The 21,246-nt window shown below is 70.5% G+C and carries 20 protein-coding genes; 12 read left to right on the top strand and 8 right to left on the bottom strand.

The genetic code is table 11. The features are described from left to right. Window positions 1–170 precede the first annotated feature (170 nt). The 3 genes from ABFX36_RS09365 to ABFX36_RS09355 all read right to left on the bottom strand — a co-directional run bounded on the left by ABFX36_RS09365 (window position 171) and on the right by ABFX36_RS09355 (window position 2,851). The gene (locus ABFX36_RS09365) at window positions 171–1,142 is read right to left on the bottom strand and encodes a carbohydrate kinase family protein (RefSeq protein WP_045539470.1); all 972 of its coding nucleotides are present in this window, start codon (window positions 1,140–1,142) and stop codon (window positions 171–173) included. A 111-nt stretch (window positions 1,143–1,253) separates the two neighbouring features. Beyond that, window positions 1,254–1,601, bottom strand: coding sequence for a HesB/IscA family protein (locus ABFX36_RS09360; RefSeq protein WP_006895280.1), 348 nt, complete (start codon window positions 1,599–1,601; stop codon window positions 1,254–1,256). Window positions 1,602–1,759: 158 nt separating this feature from the next. Then, window positions 1,760–2,851: a glycerate kinase family protein gene (locus ABFX36_RS09355; RefSeq protein ID WP_346076060.1), complete on the bottom strand. Its 1,092-nt coding sequence runs from the start codon at window positions 2,849–2,851 to the stop codon at window positions 1,760–1,762. A gap of 72 nt (window positions 2,852–2,923) precedes the next feature. Between ABFX36_RS09355 and ABFX36_RS09350 the strand changes: the two genes are divergently transcribed. The 3 genes from ABFX36_RS09350 to ABFX36_RS09340 are packed head-to-tail and all read left to right on the top strand — an operon-like array spanning window position 2,924 to window position 6,096. Next, entirely contained in the window at window positions 2,924–3,589 is a 666-nt protein-coding gene (locus ABFX36_RS09350) for a DUF3043 domain-containing protein (protein ID WP_006895278.1), read from the top strand. 4 nt (window positions 3,590–3,593) lie between these two features. Next, window positions 3,594–5,303, top strand: coding sequence for a nicotinate-nucleotide--dimethylbenzimidazole phosphoribosyltransferase (gene cobT / locus ABFX36_RS09345; RefSeq protein ID WP_346076058.1), 1,710 nt, complete (start codon window positions 3,594–3,596; stop codon window positions 5,301–5,303). A 10-nt stretch (window positions 5,304–5,313) separates the two neighbouring features. Beyond that, on the top strand, window positions 5,314–6,096 hold the full coding sequence (locus tag ABFX36_RS09340) for an adenosylcobinamide-GDP ribazoletransferase (RefSeq protein WP_045540157.1): 783 nt from the start codon (window positions 5,314–5,316) through the stop codon (window positions 6,094–6,096). 93 nt (window positions 6,097–6,189) lie between these two features. Here the strand turns inward: ABFX36_RS09340 and ABFX36_RS09335 are convergent, their stop codons facing one another. Continuing rightward, window positions 6,190–7,296: a branched-chain amino acid aminotransferase gene (locus ABFX36_RS09335; RefSeq protein ID WP_006895275.1), complete on the bottom strand. Its 1,107-nt coding sequence runs from the start codon at window positions 7,294–7,296 to the stop codon at window positions 6,190–6,192. A 58-nt stretch (window positions 7,297–7,354) separates the two neighbouring features. Beyond that, on the bottom strand, window positions 7,355–8,464 hold the full coding sequence (gene gcvT / locus ABFX36_RS09330; protein ID WP_346076055.1) for a glycine cleavage system aminomethyltransferase GcvT: 1,110 nt from the start codon (window positions 8,462–8,464) through the stop codon (window positions 7,355–7,357). Between the two features lie 85 nt (window positions 8,465–8,549). Here gcvT and ABFX36_RS09325 point away from each other — a divergent pair, with 85 nt between their 5' ends. From ABFX36_RS09325 to ABFX36_RS09285, 9 genes are all read left to right on the top strand, one after another. Further along, window positions 8,550–10,073: a leucyl aminopeptidase gene (locus ABFX36_RS09325; RefSeq protein WP_039866939.1), complete on the top strand. Its 1,524-nt coding sequence runs from the start codon at window positions 8,550–8,552 to the stop codon at window positions 10,071–10,073. Window positions 10,074–10,263: 190 nt separating this feature from the next. Next, complete coding sequence (sucB, locus tag ABFX36_RS09320) at window positions 10,264–12,009, top strand: 2-oxoglutarate dehydrogenase, E2 component, dihydrolipoamide succinyltransferase (protein WP_006895272.1); 1,746 nt, start codon at window positions 10,264–10,266, stop codon at window positions 12,007–12,009. A gap of 10 nt (window positions 12,010–12,019) precedes the next feature. Then, window positions 12,020–12,904 (top strand): TIGR01777 family oxidoreductase, encoded by an 885-nt coding sequence (locus tag ABFX36_RS09315; protein ID WP_006895271.1) that lies wholly within the window; start codon window positions 12,020–12,022, stop codon window positions 12,902–12,904. Further along, window positions 12,897–13,634 (top strand): lipoyl(octanoyl) transferase LipB, encoded by a 738-nt coding sequence (gene lipB, locus ABFX36_RS09310; RefSeq protein WP_006895270.1) that lies wholly within the window; start codon window positions 12,897–12,899, stop codon window positions 13,632–13,634. The genes ABFX36_RS09315 and lipB overlap by 8 nt, the downstream gene beginning before the upstream one ends. Next, window positions 13,631–14,677, top strand: coding sequence for a lipoyl synthase (gene lipA / locus ABFX36_RS09305; protein WP_006895269.1), 1,047 nt, complete (start codon window positions 13,631–13,633; stop codon window positions 14,675–14,677). The genes lipB and lipA overlap by 4 nt, the downstream gene beginning before the upstream one ends. Before the next feature lie 131 nt (window positions 14,678–14,808). Beyond that, the gene (locus ABFX36_RS09300; RefSeq protein WP_006895267.1) at window positions 14,809–15,564 is read left to right on the top strand and encodes a DUF4191 domain-containing protein; all 756 of its coding nucleotides are present in this window, start codon (window positions 14,809–14,811) and stop codon (window positions 15,562–15,564) included. An 88-nt stretch (window positions 15,565–15,652) separates the two neighbouring features. Continuing rightward, window positions 15,653–16,444 carry an SDR family NAD(P)-dependent oxidoreductase gene (locus tag ABFX36_RS09295; RefSeq protein ID WP_006895265.1) on the top strand — a complete coding sequence of 264 codons (792 nt, stop codon included), beginning with the start codon at window positions 15,653–15,655 and terminating at the stop codon, window positions 16,442–16,444. Further along, entirely contained in the window at window positions 16,444–17,331 is an 888-nt protein-coding gene (locus tag ABFX36_RS09290) for an LLM class F420-dependent oxidoreductase (protein WP_006895263.1), read from the top strand. The genes ABFX36_RS09295 and ABFX36_RS09290 overlap by 1 nt, the downstream gene beginning before the upstream one ends. After that, on the top strand, window positions 17,328–17,831 hold the full coding sequence (locus ABFX36_RS09285; RefSeq protein WP_039866938.1) for a nuclear transport factor 2 family protein: 504 nt from the start codon (window positions 17,328–17,330) through the stop codon (window positions 17,829–17,831). Before ABFX36_RS09290 ends, ABFX36_RS09285 begins: the two co-directional genes overlap by 4 nt. On the opposite strand, the gene ABFX36_RS09280 is transcribed toward ABFX36_RS09285, so the two are convergent. The 3 genes from ABFX36_RS09280 to ABFX36_RS09270 are packed head-to-tail and all read right to left on the bottom strand — an operon-like array spanning window position 17,817 to window position 21,198. After that, complete coding sequence (locus ABFX36_RS09280; protein WP_006895261.1) at window positions 17,817–19,313, bottom strand: flavin-containing monooxygenase; 1,497 nt, start codon at window positions 19,311–19,313, stop codon at window positions 17,817–17,819. The genes ABFX36_RS09285 and ABFX36_RS09280 overlap by 15 nt on opposite strands. Beyond that, entirely contained in the window at window positions 19,310–20,242 is a 933-nt protein-coding gene (locus ABFX36_RS09275) for a patatin-like phospholipase family protein (protein ID WP_006895260.1), read from the bottom strand. The genes ABFX36_RS09280 and ABFX36_RS09275 overlap by 4 nt, the downstream gene beginning before the upstream one ends. After that, the gene (locus tag ABFX36_RS09270; RefSeq protein ID WP_081598073.1) at window positions 20,239–21,198 is read right to left on the bottom strand and encodes an SDR family oxidoreductase; all 960 of its coding nucleotides are present in this window, start codon (window positions 21,196–21,198) and stop codon (window positions 20,239–20,241) included. The genes ABFX36_RS09275 and ABFX36_RS09270 overlap by 4 nt, the downstream gene beginning before the upstream one ends. Window positions 21,199–21,246 lie beyond the last annotated feature (48 nt).

Here is a 21,246-nt window from a genome sequence, read left to right as displayed (position 1 = left end):
CCCGCTGGTTGAGCGAGCGGCCCGTCCCTGTTCCCGCTGGTTGAGCGAGCGAAGCGAGTCGAAACCCCGGTGACAATCGGCCGGTAGCAGAACCATCTGCTGCCGTCGGATGTCGCGTTGGTTTCGACTCGCTTCGCTCGCTCAACCAGCCTGAGTGGCGCGCCAACCGGCTACAGAACGGTCTTGATCTCCGCAGCGGCGTCGGCGCCGTAGGCCTCGGTGAGTCGCTCGACGGCCACGTCGACGTTCCAGGTCCAGCCCTGGGTCGATTCCGATTCGAGCACCAGAGTGGCGACCATCGCACCGAGCTGTGCGGCCCGTTCGTAGCCGAGGCCGCGGGCGATGCCGGTCAGGAACCCTGCGCGGAAGCCGTCGCCGACACCGGTCGGGTCCACCTGCTCGCGGACCGGCACCACGCCGACGTGGGTCGTGGTGCCGTCTCGCTCCACGATGTCGACACCGCCGGCACCGAGCGTGGTGATGCGGGTCCCGACGAGATCTGCCACCTGCGCGGCGTCGAGTCCGGTCTTCTGCTGCAGGAGGCCCCACTCGTACTCGTTGGTGAACAGGTACGCCGCGCCGTCGATCAGGTCGCGGGCGGCGGTGCCGTCGAGCCGCGCCAACTGCTGCGAGGGGTCCGCGGCGAACGGGATCCCCTGCTCACGGCACGTCCGCGTGTGGCTGACCATCGCGTCGGGGTCATCGGCTCCGACGAGCACGAGGTCGGGGCGGCCGGTGGTGGCGAACAGCGCGGTGAGGTCGATGTCGCGGGCCTCGCTCATGGCTCCGGCGTAGAACGTGGCGAGCTGAGCCATGGTCTCGTCGGTGGTGCACATGAATCGCGCGGTGTGCTTGGACTGGGACCTCGTGACGCCGCGGCAGTCGACGCCGTGTCCGGACAGCCAGTTCTCGTAGTCGTCGAAGTCGGGACCGGCCGCCGCGACGAGCAGGGGCTTCTCCCCTAGCGAACCGATCGCGTACGCGATGTTGCCGCCGACGCCGCCCCGATGGACGACGAGGTCTTCGACGAGAAAGCTGAGCGAGATGTGCTCGAGCTGATCGGCTACGAGCTGATCGGAGAACTTTCCGGGGAACTTCATCAGATGGTCGGTCGCAAGCGACCCGCAGACGGCAATGAACATCTGTCCAACGGTACTTCGTCCGGAAACGACGACGGCCGTGACCCCACCCCCGACGCGAGCGTCAGTTGAGGTCACGGCCGTCGACAGCTCCGTGTCAGCTGCCGAATGGACTCAGTTGAACGAATCGCCGCAGGCGCAGCTGCCGGTCGCATTCGGGTTGTCGATGGTGAAGCCCTGCTTCTCGATGCTGTCGACGAAGTCGATGGTGGCACCCTGCACGTAGGGTGCGCTCATCCGGTCGACGGCCAGCTTCACGCCGCCGAAGTCCGAGACCACGTCGCCGTCCAGGCTGCGGTCGTCGAAGAACAGCTGGTAGCGCAGACCGGCGCAGCCACCGGGCTGCACCGCGATGCGCAGGGCCAGGTCGTCGCGTCCTTCCTGGTCCAGCAGTGCCTTCGCCTTGGAGGCGGCGGCGTCGGTCAGCAGGACACCGGTTGCGGTTTCGTTCTGAACGGTCATGGGCGCTCCTCATGTCGCCGACCGCGAAGAATCTCGACGGCCGGATACGTTGTCGGTGGCTCAGTTACCGGTACAGCGGCCCGGCAGACACGGCCAACAGCATCAACGGTACTCGCCGACCCGCTATTCCCGCATCCCGCGCCCGGGTTTCGGCCGAGTCAGATTCCGGTCCGCTCGACCGTCCCGGCGAATCCGGCCGCGACCGTCTGCGCGAGTCCGGCCAGGATCGGCGCCGGGTCGGCGAGTGCGCGCGCGGACGAGCCGGCCCAGTCGGCCATCGAATACGCGACGGTGACGCCGTCGACGCGCGGCCTGCCGCGCACCTGCCCGGCCAGAACCACCGCAGGCACTCCGGCATGCCGTGCGTCGGCTGCGACGGAGGCCACCACCTTGCCGAAGGGAGTCTGCTCGTCGAAGCGGCCCTCCCCGGTCAGCACGAGATCGGCGCCGGCGATGCGCCGCGCACGACCGGTGACACCCGCCACCACCTCGGCGCCCGCCTCTCGGGTCGCACCGAGTGCCAGGAGAAAGGCACCGAGCCCGCCCGCAGCACCCGCACCGGCGGCGTCACGGAGCCGCTGACCGTTGTCGGTGCCGACGCGGTGGTCCTCCAACTCGTCCGCCCACCGCTGCAGTCGCGACTCCAACCGCGCGACCGTCTCGGGGTCGGCGCCCTTCTGCGGAGCGAAGACAGCGGCCGCCCCGGACGGACCGAGCAGCGGGTTGGTCACGTCGGTGGCCGCCACGAGTTCGGTCCCCCGCAGGAGGTGGTGCGCGGCGGTCAGTCCGCCGAGTGCCGTACAGGCGCCGCGGCCTCCGTCGGTGGTTCCACTTCCGCCGAGTCCGACCACGATCCGGGTCGCACCGGCCTCCACCGCAGCCCGCAGCAGGTCACCGACCCCGGCCGTCCCCGCACACCAGGCCGTCTCCGGACCGGGCGAGCCGATCAGATGCAGTCCGCATGCCTGAGCCGACTCCACGAACGCCGTGCGGCCGTCGAGCAGCACCTCGGCGGCCACCGCACCTCCGAGCGGTCCGGACGCCGAGACGCCGAGACGCCGCCCGACGCCGGCAGCCGCGAGCACGTCGACGAATCCGGGACCGCCGTCGGACTGCGGCAGCTGCTCGAGCACATCACCCGGCCGCGCGCGGGCCCAGCCCTCGGCGATCGCGGACGCGGCCTGCGCCGCCGTCAGCGTCCCGCCGAACTCGTCGGGGGCGATCACCACCCGCATCGCCGTCGTGTCCATCACCGGTCAGAGTAGCCGGGAGGCGCTTGCCCGATGCCCGCCGTCGCCGCCGCATCGAATAGTCTCGTAGTCGTGAAGTTGCCCTGGAAATCCGACGCCGCCAAGAGCTCAGCCGCCGAGTCGGAGGAGACCACCGACGTGCCGGCCGACGACGCGAGGCCGACCTCTGGTTCGACGACGCCCGGCAAGGGCCGCCCCACGCCGAAGCGCCGCGAAGCCGAACGCCGCCGCGGTCCCGTCGCGCCGCCCCCGACCACCCGCGCTGAAGCGCGGGCCCGGAAGAAGGCACTGCGGGCGTCGATGACCAAGGTGGAGCGCAAGGAGGTGGCCGCCGAACGCCGCCGCGTCCGCCTCGAGCAGCGCGAGAAGATGATGTCCGGCGACGAGAAGTTCATGATGGCCCGCGATCAGGGGCCGGTCCGGAAGATGGCGCGTGACATCGTCGACTCGCGACGCAACTTCGCCGGACTGTTCCTGCCCTTCGCGATCTTCCTGCTGGTGGTTCTGATGCTGCCGAACCTCGCGGTCATCGGGAACCTGGTGCTGCTGGCCTTCGTCCTGCTGGTGATCATCGATTCGCTGTACCTGGGCCGGATGGTCAACAAGCGGGTGCGTGAGCGCTACCCGGACACCACCGACACCGGATTCCGGCTCGGGTGGTACTGCTTCACCCGTGCCATGCAGCTGCGGATGATGCGCGCGCCGCGCCCGCAGGTCAAGCCGGGCGACAAGGTCTGATCGCGTGCGCACGCTGATCCTCGGCGGCATCCGCTCGGGCAAATCGGCGCACGCCGAGCATCTCCTCGCCGACGCACCCGCGGTCCGCTACGTCGCGACCGGTTCCGCCGACGGCGACCGGGCCTGGCGCGCGCGGATCGATGCCCACCGCGAACGTCGCGGCGACCGCTATCGCACCGTCGAATCGTGCGATCTCGCGTCGCTCCTGCGCGACTTTCCCGATGAGCCGACACTCGTCGACGACCTCGGCAACTGGCTCACCGCACTGCTCGACGAGGCCGGAGCCTGGGAGGACGAGGCCGCCGACGTATCCGCGCAGATCGAGGACCTGTGCGCCGCCATCGCCGGCTACTCCGGCGATCTAGTGCTGGTGAGCCCCGAAGTGGGGCTCTCGCTCGTCTCGCCGACACCGTCTGGACGGCGCTTCGCGGACGAACTGGGCCGCCTGAATGCGGCGGTGGCGGCTGTCTGCGAGACGGTCACTCTCGTCGTCGCCGGACGTGCACTGGACCTGCCCGCCGGTACCGGCGCCGTGCCCGCGGCCCCGGTACCGGTTTCCGCGTCCACGGCACCGTCCTCACCCGTCCCCGCGGAAGAGCCCGCCCGGCCCGCCGACGCGCCGGCGCCCCGGCGGGCGACCGTCTCCGAACCGGCCCAGATCGACGGCACCGACGCCGAGATCTTCCCGATCGTCGAACTCCCCGATCACGACGTCGCCGAGCAGGCCCGGGCACGACAGTTGCGGCTGACCAAACCGGCGCGATCCCTCGGCAGACTCGAAGAGCTCGGCGTCTGGATGTCGTCGTGCCAGGGCGTCTGCCCGCCGCGGACCCTGCAGTCGCCCGCAGTGGTGGTGTTCGCGGGCGATCACGCCGTGGCCGCCGACGGCGTCTCCGCCTATCCGCCCGAGGTGACAGCGCAGATGGTCGCGAACATCGCGACCGGCGGCGCCGCGATCAACGTGCTGGCGCGCCGCGCCGGAGCCACGGTGCAGGTCCTCGATATGGCGGTGCGAGCCGATACCGACCCGCACGTCTCCCGGTACAAGGTGCGCGCGGGAAGCGGCGATCTGCGAACCGGCAGTTCGCTGACCATCGCCGAAGCCCGACGGGCGGTCGCCGCCGGACGGGCCGTGGCCGACCAGCTCGTCGACGCCGGCGCCGACCTGCTCATCGCCGGCGACATGGGCATCGGCAACACCACCCCGGCGGCCGTGCTGGTCGGGACTCTCACCGATCGCGAGCCGTTGGTCGTGGTGGGACGGGGCACCGGGATCGACGACGCCACCTGGATCCGCAAGACAGCGGCCATCCGCGACGGCATGCGTCATGCACGGCGGCACCGCAACGAGCCGCTCGCGCTGCTCGCCGCGGTGGCGGGCGCCGACATCGCGGCGATGGCGGGATTCCTCGCCCAGGCGGCCGTCCGGAAGACTCCGGCACTCCTGGACGGGCTGATCACGACCTCGGCCGCCCTGGTCGCGCAGCAGTTGGCGCCGGGTGCCGCCTCCTGGTGGCAAGCCGGTCACCGGTCCACCGAACCGGCGCACGCGTTCGCACTCGATTCACTCGGCCTGACCGCGATCCTCGACCTGTCGATGCGGTTGGGCGAGGGCACCGGTGCCGTGTCGGCGCTGCCGCTGGTCGCGTCGTCGATCGACATTCTGACCGACATGGCGACCTTCGACGAGGCCGGCGTCAGCGGCGGAGAATAGGCACATCGGGATGATCGCCCGTGGCCTCCGCGGCGTGCACGACGCCTTCAGCTGGCTGACGGTACTCCCGCTCCCGCAGCCCCGCGGCGAATTCGACCGCGCCCGGGGCGCGACCGTGATCGCCGCGGTACCCGTCGTCGGAGCGGTGGTCGGACTGCTCGCCGCCGCCGTCGCCTTCGGGCTGTCGCACACCGATCTCCCCAGCGCGCTGGCCGGCGTCACCGTGGTGGCGGTGCTGGCGGCGACTACCCGCGGCATGCACTTGGACGGTCTCGCCGACACGGCCGACGGTCTCGGCTGCTACGGAGATCCGGATCGCGTGCGGGCGGTGATGCGCAGCGGCGACGTGGGGCCGTTCGGTGCGGCCACGCTCGTTCTGGTGCTGTTGGGCCAGTCCCTGGCGTTCGGCGCCCTGACCGCCGACTCACGATGGTGGTCGTTGGCGCTGGCGGTGGTCGCCGGAAGGACCACCGCGACCGTCGCGTGCCGGGCCGGTCTGAGCGCCGCGAACACCGACGGGTTCGGGGCGCTGGTCGCCGGAACTCAACGCGCGTCCATCGCGGTGTGGGCGGTGCTTCTGCTCGCGGTCGCGGTGGCCGCGGGAGGCTGGAACACGGGTACCTTCCACGCGGCGGATGCGGTCCGTGCGGCGGCGACCGTGGCCGTCGTCTGGGCGTTCGCCTGGGCCTTCACCGGGCATTGCGCCCGTCGCGCCGGCGGGCTGACCGGCGATGTCATCGGCGCGACGATCGAAGTGGCGACCGTGCTGACAGCCGTCGGCCTGCTCCTGTAGAGGTCGCCGAAACGGATCATGCCGCAGCCGGACCCCGGACGGGTGCGGCTGCGGCTGCGGCATGAGCGCTCATTCAGGGCCGGAGCGGCCGGTTCACGGAGCCGGGTAGAGCGTGGTCATCCAGCCGTGTGTGTCGGCGAAGGTGCCGCGCTGCAGACCGGTGAGGGTGTCACGGAGAGCCTGCGTCACCTCTCCCGTGGTGCCGTCGCCGATCAGGTAGTCGTCGGTGTCGCTCTGAACCCGACCGACGGGAGTGATCACGGCAGCGGTACCGCAGGCGAAGACCTCGGTGATGTCGCCGTTCTTGACCCCCTCGCGCAGTTCCTCGGTCGAGATGCGGCGCTCGTCCACCTTGTAACCCGCGTCGGCGGCGAGGGTGAGCAGTGAGTCGCGGGTGATGCCCGGAAGCAGCGAGCCGCTGAGCTCCGGCGTCACCAGCTGTGCGTCCGACCCCGAGCCGAAGACGAAGAACAGGTTCATGCCGCCCATCTCCTCGATGAAGCGGTGCTCGATGGCGTCGAGCCACACCACCTGGTCGCACCCCTTGTCGGCGGCCTGCGCCTGCGCCAGCAGCGACGCGGCGTAGTTGCCGCCGAACTTCGCATCACCGGTACCTCCCGGGGAGGCCCGCACGTACTCGGTGCACAGATAGACGCTGACCGGCTTCACGCCGCCCTTGAAGTAAGCGCCGGCGGGCGATGCGATCAGCGAGTAGCTGTACTTGTCGGCCGGCCGGACGCCGAGGCTCGCCTCGGTCGCGATCATGAACGGGCGCAGATAGAGGGACTCCTCGCCGCCCGCGCCGGGAACCCACGCGTGGTCGGCGGCCAGCAACGCCCGCAGCGATCCGACGAAGTCCTCCACCGGCAGCTCCGGCATCGCGAGGCGCCGTGCCGACCGGTTGAACCGTTCGGCATTGGCCTCCGGCCGGAAGGCGGCGATGGAGCCGTCGGGCTGGCGGTACGCCTTCAGCCCCTCGAAGATCTCCTGCGCGTAGTGCAGGACCATCGCAGCCGGGTCCAGAGCGAGCGGCCCGTACGGGGTCACCCGTGCGCCGTGCCATCCACGATCGCGGTCGAAGTCTACGGTCACCATGTTGTCGGTGAAGTAGTTGCCGAAGCCCGGCGCGGCGAGGATCTCGGCGCGTCGATTCTCCGACACCGGATGCGGATGCTCGGTGCGGGTGAACTCCAAGGTCATGCGGTCATGGTACCGCCGACCCGCAAGGGAGTTTCCCGGCACCGGCGGGATGCGCCGGTCAGACGTGACTCTCCACGAACGGCGGCAGAACGACCTCGCAGGTCAGGGCCCGCCCGCGGACATCGACCACCACTTCATCGCCCTTCTTGACGCCGGAGGCGGTGTCGATGAACGCCAGGGCGATGCCCTGCTTGAGGGTCGGAGAGAACGTGCCCGACGTGCACACACCGATCTGCTCACCGCCGGCCTCGACATGCACCGTGCAGTCCGCGCGCGGCACCCCGCGGCCGGTGGCCTTCAGCCCGTACAGGCGTCGGGCCGGGCCCGCGGCGCGTTCGGCCACCAGCGCCTCGCGGCCGAAGAACGACGGCTTGTCCCAGCCGACGGCCCACGACGACCGCGCCTGCACCGGGGTCATGTCGACGGTCAGTTCGTGTCCGTGCAGCGCGTACCCCATCTCGGTGCGGAGCGTGTCACGCGCACCGAGCCCCGCGGGCTGACCGCCGCGCGCAGTCACCTCGGCGAGCAGAGCGTCGAAGACCGCACCCGCGTCGTCCCACCGGGGCAGCACCTCGTACCCGTGCTCGCCGGTGTAGCCCGACCGGCACACCCGGATCTCCAGTTCGGCTCCGCCCAGCACGATCCGAGCGTCTCGGTAGGCCATGTACTCCATGTCGGTCGGCAGGTCGAGCGCGGCGAGCACGTCGGCCGACTGCGGGCCCTGGACTGCGAAGACCGCGTAGTCGCGATGCTGATCGGTGATCTCGATCCCTTCGGGGGCGACCGCTCGCAGTGCCTCCACGACGGCTGCCGTATTGGCTGCATTCGGCACCAGGAACACCTCGTCGTCGCCGGCCAGGTAGGCGATCAGATCGTCGATCACGCCGCCGCGCTCGTTGCAGCACAGTGTGTACTGGGCCTTCCCGGGCTCGATCTTGCCGAGATCGTTGGTCAGGGTCGTGTTCACGAATCCGGCGGCTCCCGGGCCCGCCACGAGCGCCTTGCCGAGGTGACTGACGTCGAAGATGCCGACGGTGCTGCGGACGGCGTTGTGCTCGGCGACGGTGCCTGCATACGAGACGGGCATGTTCCATCCGCCGAACTCGGCGAAGGAGGCGCCCAGGGCGGTGTGACGATCGGCGATCGGGCCTGCGAGCAGTTCAGTCATGGCGCTAACGGTATCGCCCCGACCCGGGCGGTTCCCACCCGAGGTTCAGCCGCTCGGCGGTGCCGGTGTGGCAGAGTTGAAAGGCGTGAGCGCCAACCACTTCTCCGACCGTGTCCGCGGTCCCCGCATCGACCTGACCACTGCCCTTTCCTCCGACGACGACGTGCTCGTCGTCGGCCTCGTCGCCGGTTCCGGCGACGGCGGCACCGAGGAGCCGACACTGCTGCTCGTCGAGGACTTCCTCGACGACGAGCCCGCCGACCAGATCAGCGCGGCGCTGTCGGCTCTGGGCGCCAAGGGGTCGGTCGGCGAGATCACGCGGATCCCGGCACCGCAATCGCTGCCGGTCGGCGTGGTGGTCGCGGTCGGGCTGGGAACAGAGGTGGACGATCCGGAGACCATCCGACAGGCCGCAGGGAACGCCGTACGCGCACTGGACGGATTCGACCGCGTCGTGAGCACCCTCTCGGCCGCCGACCTCGGTGCGGCGGCGGAGGGTTCGTACCTGGGCGCGTATCGCTTCGACGAACTGCGCAGCGAGAAGTCACGCCCCTCCGAGCAGCCGCCCTCCGCCGTGTCACTCGCGGTACCCGCGAAGAGCAAGCAGGCCAAGGTCGAACTCGACCACGCGCTGATCGTCGCCGATTCCGTCGCGATCGCCCGCGACTTCGTCAACACCCCGCCGAACGTCCTCTACCCCGCCGAGTTCGCCGAGCGCGCGCGCATCCTCGGCAGCAAGGCCGGCCTCCGGGTGGAGATCCTCGACGACGTGGAACTGGCCAAGGCCGGCTACGGCGGCATCGTCGGCGTGGGACAGGGATCCTCGCGCAAGCCCCGCCTGGTGCGCCTGACCCACGAGGCCAAGGGCGCCGAGCGCACCGTCGCGCTCGTCGGCAAGGGCATCACCTTCGACACCGGCGGCATCTCCATCAAACCCGCCGCCGGGATGGACCACATGACCTCGGACATGGGCGGTGCGGCGGCGGTCATCGCCTCCACGATCGCCGCTGCACGCCTGGACGTGCCGGTCACGGTCATCGCGACGGTGCCGATGGCCGAGAACATGCCCTCGTCGACCGCGCAGCGTCCCGGCGACGTCCTCACCCAGTACGGCGGCACCACGGTCGAGGTCCTCAACACCGACGCGGAGGGCCGGCTGATCCTGGCGGACGCCATCGTCCGCGCCTGCGAGGACGAGCCGGACTTCCTCATCGACACGGCCACCCTGACCGGCGCACAGATGGTGGCGCTGGGCACCCGGACTCCCGGTGTGCTCGGCACGGACGACTTCCGGGACCGCGTCGCCGCCATCTCCCAGTCGGTCGGCGAGCACGGCTGGCCGATGCCGATGCCTGCGGAACTCCGCAGCGACCTGAATTCACGGATCGCCGATCTCGCCAACGTCACCAACCACCGCTGGGGAGGCATGCTGTCGGCCGCGATGTTCCTGCGGGAGTTCGTCGCCGAGGGGCTCGACTGGGCGCATATCGACGTCGCCGGCCCGGCGTTCAACACCGGTGGCCCGTGGGGCTACACCGGTAAGGGCGGCACCGGCGTACCCGTCCGGACCATCATCGCGGTCATCGAGGACATCGCCGGCGGACAGTGACGCGCACCGCACTCCGGCGTTCAGCGGACTCACGCGGAGCCGAGATCGTTTGGGAGTAGGCTGAGTCACGGGCGTCGACCCATCCGGCCGACATCACGCGAACCTGCACACGCCGCTGGAGCGCGCCGACCCGCATCGACCGATCGACCGAACAGCACAGTTCACGAAATTGTTAGGGAGTCACACGCAAATGGCCTTCTCTGTCGAGATGCCCGCACTGGGCGAGAGCGTCACCGAGGGAACCGTCACCCAATGGCTGAAGCAGGAAGGCGACACCGTAGCGGTCGACGAGCCCCTGCTCGAAGTCTCCACCGACAAGGTCGACACCGAGATCCCGTCGCCCGTCGCGGGTGTGCTGGTCAAGATCGTCGCCGCTGAGGACGACGTCGTCGAGGTGGGCGGACAGCTGGCGCTGATCGGAGAGGCCGGCGAGTCGGCGTCCGATGACGCGGCCGCGCCCGAACCCGCCGCCGCTCCCGAGCCGGAACCCGAACCCGAGCCCGCCGCACCCGCTGCCTCCGCTCCGGCCGCCGAGAGCCCCGCGACCGAGGCGCCGGCCGCGTCGACTCCCGCGGCCTCGGCATCCGGCGTCGACGTCCTCATGCCCGAACTGGGCGAGAGCGTCACCGAGGGCACGGTGACCAACTGGCTCAAGCAGGTCGGCGACACGGTCGCGGTCGACGAACCGCTGGTCGAGGTGTCCACCGACAAGGTCGACACCGAGATCCCGTCGCCGACGGCTGGTGTGCTTCTCGAGATCGTCGCCGACACCGACGAGATCGTCGAGGTCGGCGGCAAGCTGGCCGTCATCGGCGACCCGAGTGCCGCATCGGCGGCCCCCGCGGCTCCGGCTCCCGCTCCCGCGGCTGCGGCTCCCGCGCCGGCCGCTCCCCCGACGCCCGAGCCCGCCGCTCCGGCACCTGAACCCGCACCCGCGGCCACCGCACCCGCTCCGACTCCCGCTGCCGCCGACGGAGATCTGCAGTCCACTCCGTACGTGACGCCGCTCGTGCGGAAGCTGGCCGCGGAGAACGGAATCGACCTGGCGACCGTCAAGGGCACCGGCGTCGGCGGACGCATCCGCAAGCAGGACGTGCTGGCCGCGGCCGAGGCCAAGAAGGCGCCTGCCGCCCCCGCCGCGGCTCCGGCCGCAACACCGTCGGCGCCGACACCGGCCGCCGCACCCGCCGCGGCGAGCCCCGAATTGGCTGCACTGCGCGGAACGACGCAGAAGATCAACCGCATCCGGCAGATCACCGCGGCCAAGACGCGCGAGTCGCTGCAGACCAGCGCGCAGCTCACGCAGGTCCACGAGGTCGACATGACCCGCATCGCGGCACTGCGCACCGCGGCGAAGTCCTCGTTCAAGGCAGCCGAGGGCGTCAACCTGACCTTCCTGCCGTTCTTCGCCAAGGCCGTCGTCGAGGCACTGAAGGTGCATCCGAACGTCAACGCCTCGATCAACGAAGAGGCCAAGGAGATCACGTACCACGCCGACGTGCATCTGGGCATCGCCGTCGACACCGAGCAGGGCCTCCTGTCGCCGGTGATCCACAACGCCGACGACCTCTCGCTGGCCGGCCTCGCTCGCGCGATCGCCGACATCGCCGCACGGGCCCGTTCCGGCGGGCTCAAGCCCGACGAGCTGGCCGGCGGCACGTTCACGATCACGAACATCGGCAGCCAGGGCGCTCTGTTCGACACCCCGATCCTGGTCCCGCCGCAGGCGGCCATGCTCGGCACCGGCGCGATCGTCAAGCGCCCCGTGGTTCTCACCGGCGACGACGGCACCGAGTCGATCGCCGCACGGTCGATGGCCTACCTACCGCTGACCTACGACCACCGGCTCATCGACGGTGCGGACGCCGGCCGGTTCCTCACCACGGTCCGTCACCGTCTCGAGGCCGCGGAGTTCGCCGCCGACCTGGGGCTGTAAGCACCCGGATATGCGAATCGCGGTCGCGGGAAGTCACGGGCTGATCGGTTCGGCCCTCGTTCCCGCGCTGACGCAGGCGGGGCACGACGTCCACACTCTGGTGCGTCGTGCCCCGACCGGTCCGCGGGAGATCGGTTGGGAACCCGAGCGGTCCGAACTGCCGGCCGACGCCCTGCGCGGCTTCGACGCGGTCATCGCCCTCGGCGGCGAGAACATCGGAGCCCACCGATGGAGCGGCCAGGTGAAGCAGCGGCTCCGCAATTCGCGGATCATCCCGACCACCGTCCTGGCCGACGCCGTCGCCGAGTCCGGCGTCGGAGTGTTCCTCAACGCCAGTGCCTCCGGTTTCTACGGAGACACCGGTGAGACCGCGGCGGACGAGACGTCGCCGCACGGCTCCGGCTTCCTGGCCGACCTGGTGGTCGACTGGGAGAAGGCCACCGAGCCCGCACAGGCCTCGGCGCGCGTGGTCACGCTCCGCACGGCGCCCGTGCTCTCCCGGCGCGGCGGCATCCTCGCGCGGCTCCGACCGCTCTACCGTTTCGGCCTCGGCGCCCGTATCGGCGACGGCAGGCAGTGGTTCTCGTGGATCAGCCTGCCCGACGAGATCGCCGCGATCACGCACGTGCTCGGCGACGATTCGATCGTCGGTCCGGTCAATCTGACCGCGCCCGGACCGGTACGCTTCGCCGATTTCTCCGCCGAGCTCGCACGAGCCGTCCACCGCCCCGCGGTGCTGCGCGTGCCCGCCGCGCTCGCGCGCAAGGCGGGCGGAGAGATGGTCGAGGAGATGGTCCTGACGTCCTCGCGCGTGGTTCCCGCGCTGCTCACCGACCGCGGCTTCACCTTCACCCACCCTCATCTGACATCTGCACTGGAGTACTGCTGTGCGTAACGCATCGTCGCGAGCCGACGGAGCACCGATCGAAGTCCGCCGCCTCGGCGTCGTCGACTACACCGAGGCCTACGAGCTGCAACACCGCCTGGCCGAGCAACGCGCCACCGGCGAGCTCGACCACGACCTGCTGCTGTTGCTCGAACATCCGTCGGTCTACACGGCGGGCAAACGGACCGAGGACTCCGACCGTCCGGTCAACGGCGCCCGGGTGATCGACGTCGACCGCGGCGGCCGCATCACCTGGCACGGTCCCGGCCAGCTCGTCGGGTATCCCATCGTCAAGCTCGCCGAACCCCTCGATGTGGTCGACTACGTCCGCCGTCTCGAAGAGGCGCTGATCGGCGTGGCGGCACGGCAGGGTCTGGCCACCGGCCGCGTGGACGGGCGCTCCGGCGTGTGGCTGCGCGACGCCGCCGGGGAGCGCAAGCTCGCCCAGATCGGCATCCGCGTCGCCAAGGGCGTCACCCTTCACGGGTTCGCCCTCAACGTGAACCCCGACATGTCCGTGTTCGACGCGATCGTCCCGTGCGGCATCGCGGACGCGGGGGTGACCTCGCTGAGCCAGGAGACCGGCACCGCCGTGACCGTCGACGACGTGCTCGACGACGTCGTCGAACTGGTCCAGAAGTGCCTGGACGACCCGGCCGGACCCGGCTCGGATACGGCAGGCGCCCCGGCTGAGGCCGGTCGGCCCACCGCACCCACGAGCGTAGGATCGGCACAGTGACCACCACCCCCGCCCAACCCGCCTCACCGAGTCCCGCCGACGCTCCCGCCGGGCGCAAGCTCCTGCGTCTGGAGGTGCGCAACGCGCAGACTCCCATCGAGCGCAAGCCGAAGTGGATCAAGACGCGTGCCACGATGGGACCGGAGTACACCGAGCTCAAGGGACTGGTGCGCAGCGAGGGGCTCCACACGGTGTGTGAGGAGGCCGGCTGCCCGAACATCTACGAGTGCTGGGAGGACCGCGAGGCCACCTTCCTGATCGGCGGAGAGCAGTGCACCCGTCGCTGCGACTTCTGCCAGATCGACACCGGCAAGCCCGCCGCACTCGACCGCGACGAACCGCGCCGCGTGGCCGAGTCCGTCCGGTCGATGGGGCTGCGCTACTCCACCATCACCGGCGTCGCCCGCGACGATCTCCCCGACGAGGGAGCGTGGCTGTACGCCGAGACCGTTCGCAAGATCCACGAACTCAATCCCGGCACCGGCGTCGAGAATCTGATCCCCGACTTCCACGCGAAGCCCGACCTGCTCGACGAGGTCTTCGCCTCCCGTCCCGAGGTGCTGGCTCACAATCTCGAGACCGTTCCCCGCATCTTCAAGAGCATCAGGCCCGCCTTCCGGTACGAACGCTCCCTGGAGGTGCTGACCCGTGCCCGCGACTACGGCCTCGTGACCAAGTCGAACCTCATCCTCGGCATGGGAGAGACACCGGACGAGGTGCGAGAGGCTCTGCGCGACCTCCACGACGCCGGCTGCGACATCGTCACCATCACCCAGTACCTGCGACCGTCGGTGCGGCATCATCCCGTCGAACGGTGGGTCAAGCCCGAGGAGTTCGTGGAGCACTCGCAGTACGCCGAGGAGATCGGATTCGCCGGGGTGATGGCCGGTCCGCTGGTGCGGTCGTCGTATCGCGCAGGCCGGCTGTACGCCCAGGCGATGGCCCGTCACGGCCGTGAGCTGCCGCCGGAACTGGCCCATCTGGCCAAGGAGGGCAGCGCCGCTCAGGAGGCCTCTTCGGTCCTCGCCCGCACCGTGCGCTGAGGCCCGCCCACTGCCGAATCGACCGGCCGGAACATGTGTTCCGGCCGGTCGATTCCGTTGTGCGGGCCGCGCTACCCGAGCGCCGTCGACACTGCGTCGGCGCGCTCGGTGTGCACCGTAGACTGGCACTCATGGCTAAGGCGCAAGACAAGTCGAGCAAAGAGGCGAAGCAGGCTGCTAAGGCAGCTCGCAAAGCGGCGAGCAGGGAACGGCGGCAGCAGATCTGGCAGGCGTTCCAGATGCAGCGGAAAGAGGACAAGGCCCTCATCCCGCTGATGGTCGCCACCGTCCTGGGCACCACGCTGGTCTTCGGCCTGCTCGGCCAGTTCGTCTTCCACAATCTCTGGATCACCCTGCCGCTCGGCGTCATCCTCGGCGCGCTGCTCGCCTTCGTTCTGTTCGGCCGGCGCGTTCAGCGGAGCGTCTACAAGAAGGCCGAGGGCCAGCCGGGCGCCGCGGGCTGGGCTCTGAGCAACATCCGTGGGCAGTGGCGGGTACAGCAGGCCGTCACCGGCACCTCGCATCTCGACGCGGTGCACCGCGTCATCGGCAAGCCCGGCGTCATCCTGGTCGGTGAGGGCTCCCCCACTCGCGTCAAGCCGCTGCTGGCGCAGGAGAAGAAGAAGGCCGCCCGCGTGGTCGGCGACACCCCGATCTACGAGATCCTCGTCGGCGACGGCGACGGCCAGGTGCCGCTGTCGAAGCTGGAACGCCACATCCGCAAACTCCCGAGCAACATCGACCGCAAGCGGATGGACGCGCTCGAGGGCCGACTGTCCGCGCTCAAGGCGAAGGGCGGCGCCGGCGCCGCCATGCCCAAGGGCCCGATGCCGCAGGGCGCCAAGATGCGCAGCGTCAGCCGCACCACCCGTCGCCGCGGGGCCTGAACCTCCCGGCCGGTGGAACACCGCCCTACCGCCCGCATCGCGCTCGTGCGAATGTCGGGCGATTCCGACTCGAACGAGGAGCTTTGACATGACCGATCTGAACCGTTACGGCCCCTGGGCATTGATCGTCGGAGCCTCCGAGGGAGTCGGTTCCGCGTTCGCCCGGCGCCTGGCCGCCGACGGGTTCGGAGTCGTGCTCGCCGCCCGCAACGCCGAGCGTCTGGAGGCGGTGGCCGGCGAGGTGCAGGCGCTCGGCGCACCTTCGCGCACGGTCGCTCTGGACATCCTCGACGAGGACGCCGCCGAACGGCTGATCGACGCGACCGCCGACCTCGAGATCGGGCTCCTGGTGATGAACGCCGGCGCCAACACGTACGGGCACTCGTTCGTCGACGGCGACCTCGCGCGCCACAACGAGGTGGTCACGCTCAACGTCCTGCGCCAGCTGCCGCTCCTGCACCACTACACGCGGGCGATGGTGGAGCGCGGCCGGGGCGGAGTCATCACCACCGGATCGGTCGCCGGCTACACGGGCTCACCGCGCGAAGGCGCCTACGCCGCGTCGAAGGCCTTCCTCCGGGTCTTCACCGAAGGTCTCTGGGTGGAGTGCAAGCCGAAGAACGTGGACGTGGTGCACCTGGTGCTCGGACTCACCCGGACCCCCGCGATGGAGCGCCGCGGCCTGAACTTCGACAACCCCGGCATCCCGGTGTCCGAGCCCGACGATGTCGCCGCCGAGGGTCTGGCCCATCTGGCCGACGGCCCGGTCTGGATCACCGAAAACAATGTGAGGTCGGTTCAGCGGCAGTCGGGGCCCGATCGCGCCGCGATCGTTCAGGCGTCCGCCGACGTGATCGCGAAGGTGGTCGGTCAGCGGTGATGCGCATCGGACTCGGTCTGCCCGTCGTCACCGCCTACCCGCCGACCACTCAGGACTGGGAGAAGGGTGCGGGCATCGCTGAGATCGCGACGGCCGCCCGTGTGGCCGACGCCCTCGGCTTCCACCACCTCACCTGCAGCGAACACGTCGCGGTGCCGGACGAGGTGGCCGCGGTCCGGGGCGGCGTGTACTGGGATCCGCTCGCGACCTTCGGGTACCTCGCGGCCATCACCCGCCAGATCCGCTTCGCGACCAGCGTGCTGGTTCTCGGCTATCACCATCCGCTCGAAGTCGCCAAGCGCTACGGCACCCTCGACCAGGTCTCCGGCGGACGGCTCGTCCTCGGCGTCGGCGTCGGGAGTCTGCAGGAGGAGTTCGAGCTGCTGGGCGCCGAGTTCGACGGCCGCGGCGCCCGCGCCGACGACGCGCTGGCCGCGATCCGGTCGGCGTTCCCGACCGGCACGCCGTCGCACACCGGCCCGTACTACTCCTACGGCGGCGTGACGGTGGAGCCGCACGCTGTGCAGGACCGGGTGCCCGTGTGGGTCGGCGGCCGGAGCGGTCGCGCCCTGCGCCGCGCCGTGGAACTCGGCGACGGGTTCAGCCCGTTCGCCCTGTCGCCCGACGAGGTCGCCACCATGCTGTCGCGCGTCGAGACCCCGGAGGGATTCGACGTGGTGCTGCCCAGCGGTCCGGTGGACCCGCTCGGCGATCCGGACGGGGTCCGGAGCCGTCTCGACTCGCTGCAGGCGGCCGGCGCGACGATCGTGACAGCATCCATCGCCGCCACCGGTCTGGATCACTACACCGACCAGCTCGACGCACTCCACTCCCTCGCCCGTGCGCAGGGCGCCGTGTTCAGCCCCGCGGCGGAGGGCCCCCGATGAATGTCGACGAGCGGCTCGAGGCTCTCGAGACCCGGCTGCGCCTCGTGGAGGACAGGCTCGCGATCACCGATCTCGTCTACCGCTACGGTCCCGCGATCGACACCGGGTCGGTCGACGACGTGCTCGCTCTCTTCACCGAGGACGGCGTGTACGACGTCGACACCGGCAGGCTCTCCGGTGCGCAGGAGATCGCGGACATGGTGACCGGCGATCCGCACCAGGGGCTCATCCACCGCGGCTGCAGTCACGTGATGAGCGCGCCGCAGATCCGGATCGACGGCGACCGTGCGAGCGTCGTCAGCTACTCGCAGCTGCTCCTGCGCGACCCCGCCAGGGACACCTTCACCGTGCTGCGTGCGACGGTCAATCACTGGGCGCTCACCCGCACCCCCGACGGGTGGCGGGTGGCCCAGCGCACCGCACGCAAGGTCGACGGATCCGACGAGGTGCGCGCGCTGCTCGCCTCCCACGGCCTCGACCGGACGTCAGAGAGCAGCTGAGTCGCCGAGCGGCTCATCCGCACCGAGCCGGAAGTGCGACCGGTCGGGCCGGGCGAGCATCCTCGACAGCGTCGCGCGGTCGAACGGCCACAGGTCCACCGCACCGGACTCGGTGAGGTACCAGGAATCGCATCCGCCTGTCTTCCACACCGTGGTCTCCGACGCCGCCGCCACCTGGGCGTTGAACTCGGCCGTCGCCTCCTCGGTGACCTCTATCCGGTCCACCTCTCCGTTCCGGAACAGGTCGAACCACTGCGCCAGGTACCGTGCGGTCTTCTCGGCCGTGTACTGCAGGGAGATCGAGCCGGTCGGTGAGTTGGGTCCAAGGACGGTGAACAGGTTGGGGAAGCCCGGGATCGCCGTCATCCGGTACGCCCGCGGACCGTCCCGCCACGCCTCGTCGATCGTGAGTCCGCCGCGGCCGACCACCGTCATCGGGCGCATGTAGTCGTGCGCGCGGAAGCCGGTCGCCAGAATGATCACGTCCACCTCGTGGAGCCGCCCGTCGGCGGTCACGATCCCCTCCGGCCGGACCTCGGTGATGGACTCGGTCACGAGGTCGGCGTTGCCGGCGGTGATCGCACGGTAGTAGGTGCCCGACACCACCTGCCGCTTGCACAGCGGCTGGTAGTCGGGCGTCAGGTCGGCCCGCAAGTCGCTGTCGCGGACTTGCGCGCGCAGCGACAGCCGCGCGTAGGCCTGAACGGCTCGGCGGCGCCACGTGTCTTTGCGGACGATGTCGGCCAGAATTCCCGACCCCCACAGCAGGCCTCGGTACAGCGCGTGATGCAGGCGCGGCGACGCGGCCAGGACGGTGTCCGCGAAGGGCAACTGCGGCAACGACATCGGCGCCCAGAGGATCCACTGCGGGGTCCGGGTGAAGTGGAGCAGTTCCCGGGCTTCCGGCTGTAGCGCGGAGACCACCTGCACGCCGGTGGAGCCGGTGCCGATCACCGCGATCCGCTGTCCTGAGGTGCGCACGTCGTCGTCCCAACGCGCGGTGTGCACCACCGGTCCCGCGAAGCTGTGGAGCCCGGGGATGTCGGGGATCGACGGGTTGTGCAGCACCCCGGTGGCGCAGACGACGAAGTCGGCGTCCACCGTCTCCCCGTCAGCGAGAGTGACCGTCCACCGACCGGTGGCGTCGTCGAAGACGCTGCTGACGACCTCGGCGTTCAGCCGGATCCGGTCGCTCAAGCCCAGGCGTTCGACGACGTCCCGGTGATACCGCTGGATCTCCGGACCACTGGCCCAGATCTTGGGCCAATCGGGTTTGGGTGCGAATCCGAACTGGTAGAGCTGCGAGGGCACGTCGCACGTGAGACCCGGGTAGTGGTTCCAATGCCATACCCCGCCGACGTCGTCGCCCTTCTCGTAGACGGTGAAGTCGGTGAACCCGGCCTCCTGCAGGACATGTGCCGTGGTGATGCCGGCTATCCCCGCACCGATGACGACGATCCGCGGCGATCGGCGGGCCGTCACAGCGCGGCCCGAGTCTCAAGAGCCCGGGCGACGGCCTCGGCCACGGTCGATCGCGCGGCGTCGAATGCGCGCTCCCGGTGATCCCGGTTCATGAAGTTCCATCCGAGACCGGCCATGTCTGCCGCACCGGGGGCGATGTGGACCACCTCGGTCCCGCGTCGACGGACGGTTGCGATCTCGGCGTCGAGCACGGCCGACATCGGCCGCCGGAGAAGAGCTCGTTCGGCGAGTCCGCCGATTCCGGGGGCCCGCACGGACGGCGCCGACGCCATCGGGGTGATCAGGTAGATCAGATCCGCTTCGTCTCGCGCGACCAGATCCACCGAGGCGGTGGACGCGGCCCCGCCGTCGACGTACTCGCGGCCCTCGATCGCCACCGGGGGCATCCATCCGGGAATCGCCCACGAGGCGCGCAGCGCCTCGCCTGCGCCGGCCTTCGGTGCACCCGGAGCACCGAACGCGACGCGCGCGCCGTCGTCCACGCGGTACGCGACCATGCGCGCGCCGGGATGCGGCAGTCGGCCGTAGTCCGCGGTCACCGCGTCCGCGAGTCGCTGAAGCCAGGAGGCATCACCGCGCCCGCGGGGAGCGATGCCGGTCAGCGCGGCGTGACCGCCGCGCCTGGTCCACAGCGTCGAGGGTCGAGGTCGCGCCGGACGCGGCAGCGGAGGCAGGCTCGGGGGCGTGGCAGCCGAGTGCGCCCGGAGAATCGGGCTGGTGGCCCGACCGGCCTGCATGTCTGCGAGGTCGGCGGCAGTGAATCCGCCGGCGAGCATCGTCACCATCTCCGCACCGGCGGAGGTGCCCTGCAGCACCGTCGCCTCCGCCGGGTCCCAACCGGTCTGCCGAGTCAGCTCGTCGAGGGCGGCGATCGCCCACGCTCCGCCGATGGTCCCGCCGCATCCGATCACCAGGGCCGTCTTCGTCATCGCGCCCGCACCTCGCTCGTGCCCGCAGAGTCCACTACCGCGCCGTCGACCACCGTGCCGCCGGAGTGGCCGCCCGCCGCGTGATCGCTCGCCTGCCTCGCGATCCGTGCGAGGTACGCCGATCGCTCCGCGGCGTCCAGGGCCAGCGCCTGACCGTGTCCGGCCAGAGTGCGCGCGACGCGTTCCACCGACTCCGGGACGAACAGGTCGGCGATCGACCATCCGGGCAGCACCCATCCGGGGACCGACGTGCGGGCCGCTCGCGTGCGAACCGTGCGGACCACGGCACGGGCGACATCCTGCGGGTCGACGGTGGGAAGCACGCCTCCGAGGTCCGCTCCGGAAGCCAGCTCGGTGCGGACCGCTGCGGGCAGAATCGCGGACACGGTGACGCCCGTGCCGTCGTATTCGCGGCGGGCGGCCAGCGAGGCGCCGTAGGCGGCGAACTTGCTGGCGTTGTACGAGACCATTCCCGGCAGTGGCAGCATTCCGGCCATCGACGCAATGTTGACGATGTGGCCTCTCCCCTCGCCGAGCATCGAAGGCAGGACGGCGCGCATCCCGTTCAGCATGCCCCGGACGTTGACGTCGAGGATCAGATCGGCGGTGGCCTCCGACTCCTCGAGGAACGCGCCCACCGGCATCACACCCGCGTTGTTGACCAGGATGTCGATGCGCCCGCACTCGTCGAGGACCTTCGAGACGAACTCACGCCAGGAGACGGCGTCGGTCACGTCCAGTACCGCCGACCGCGCACCGTCGATGACGCCAGCCGTGTCAGCGGCGACGTCGGCGTCCACGTCCCCGATCCAGACCGTCGCCTCCGCCTCCGCGAACTGTCGGGCGATCTCGGCGCCGATCCCCCGCGCCCCACCGGTGACTACGACGACGGCGCCGGGCGGCTCGATCCGCGGATTCGACCGCGCGTACGACCCCGGAACCAACTCGCTCAGCATCTCGGACAGCCTCACGGCCCACCTTCTCTCGGATCTTGCCATTGGATG

Origin of the sequence: Gordonia cholesterolivorans, assembly GCF_039531975.1 — a bacterium.
Classification (GTDB): Bacteria; Actinomycetota; Actinomycetes; order Mycobacteriales; family Mycobacteriaceae; genus Gordonia; species Gordonia sihwensis.
Note: the sequence above shows the minus strand (reverse complement) of the source record. Positions and strands in the feature narration are given on the sequence as shown.

Bases quoted from the DNA above. Each gene is read 5' to 3' on its own strand.
- ABFX36_RS09300 (WP_006895267.1), top strand. From the start codon at position 14,809: ATGGCTAAGGCGCAAGACAAGTCGAGCAAAGAGGCGAAGCAGGCTGCT.
- ABFX36_RS09315 (WP_006895271.1), top strand. From the start codon at position 12,020: ATGCGAATCGCGGTCGCGGGAAGTCACGGGCTGATCGGTTCGGCCCTC.
- gcvT (WP_346076055.1), bottom strand. From the start codon at position 8,464: ATGACTGAACTGCTCGCAGGCCCGATCGCCGATCGTCACACCGCCCTG.
- sucB (WP_006895272.1), top strand. From the start codon at position 10,264: ATGGCCTTCTCTGTCGAGATGCCCGCACTGGGCGAGAGCGTCACCGAG.
- ABFX36_RS09275 (WP_006895260.1), bottom strand. From the start codon at position 20,242: ATGACGAAGACGGCCCTGGTGATCGGATGCGGCGGGACCATCGGCGGA.
- ABFX36_RS09355 (WP_346076060.1), bottom strand. From the start codon at position 2,851: ATGGACACGACGGCGATGCGGGTGGTGATCGCCCCCGACGAGTTCGGC.
- ABFX36_RS09270 (WP_081598073.1), bottom strand. From the start codon at position 21,198: ATGCTGAGCGAGTTGGTTCCGGGGTCGTACGCGCGGTCGAATCCGCGG.
- ABFX36_RS09335 (WP_006895275.1), bottom strand. From the start codon at position 7,296: ATGACCTTGGAGTTCACCCGCACCGAGCATCCGCATCCGGTGTCGGAG.
- ABFX36_RS09360 (WP_006895280.1), bottom strand. From the start codon at position 1,601: ATGACCGTTCAGAACGAAACCGCAACCGGTGTCCTGCTGACCGACGCC.
- ABFX36_RS09365 (WP_045539470.1), bottom strand. From the start codon at position 1,142: ATGTTCATTGCCGTCTGCGGGTCGCTTGCGACCGACCATCTGATGAAG.
- ABFX36_RS09295 (WP_006895265.1), top strand. From the start codon at position 15,653: ATGACCGATCTGAACCGTTACGGCCCCTGGGCATTGATCGTCGGAGCC.
- ABFX36_RS09285 (WP_039866938.1), top strand. From the start codon at position 17,328: ATGAATGTCGACGAGCGGCTCGAGGCTCTCGAGACCCGGCTGCGCCTC.
- ABFX36_RS09290 (WP_006895263.1), top strand. From the start codon at position 16,444: ATGCGCATCGGACTCGGTCTGCCCGTCGTCACCGCCTACCCGCCGACC.
- ABFX36_RS09340 (WP_045540157.1), top strand. From the start codon at position 5,314: ATGATCGCCCGTGGCCTCCGCGGCGTGCACGACGCCTTCAGCTGGCTG.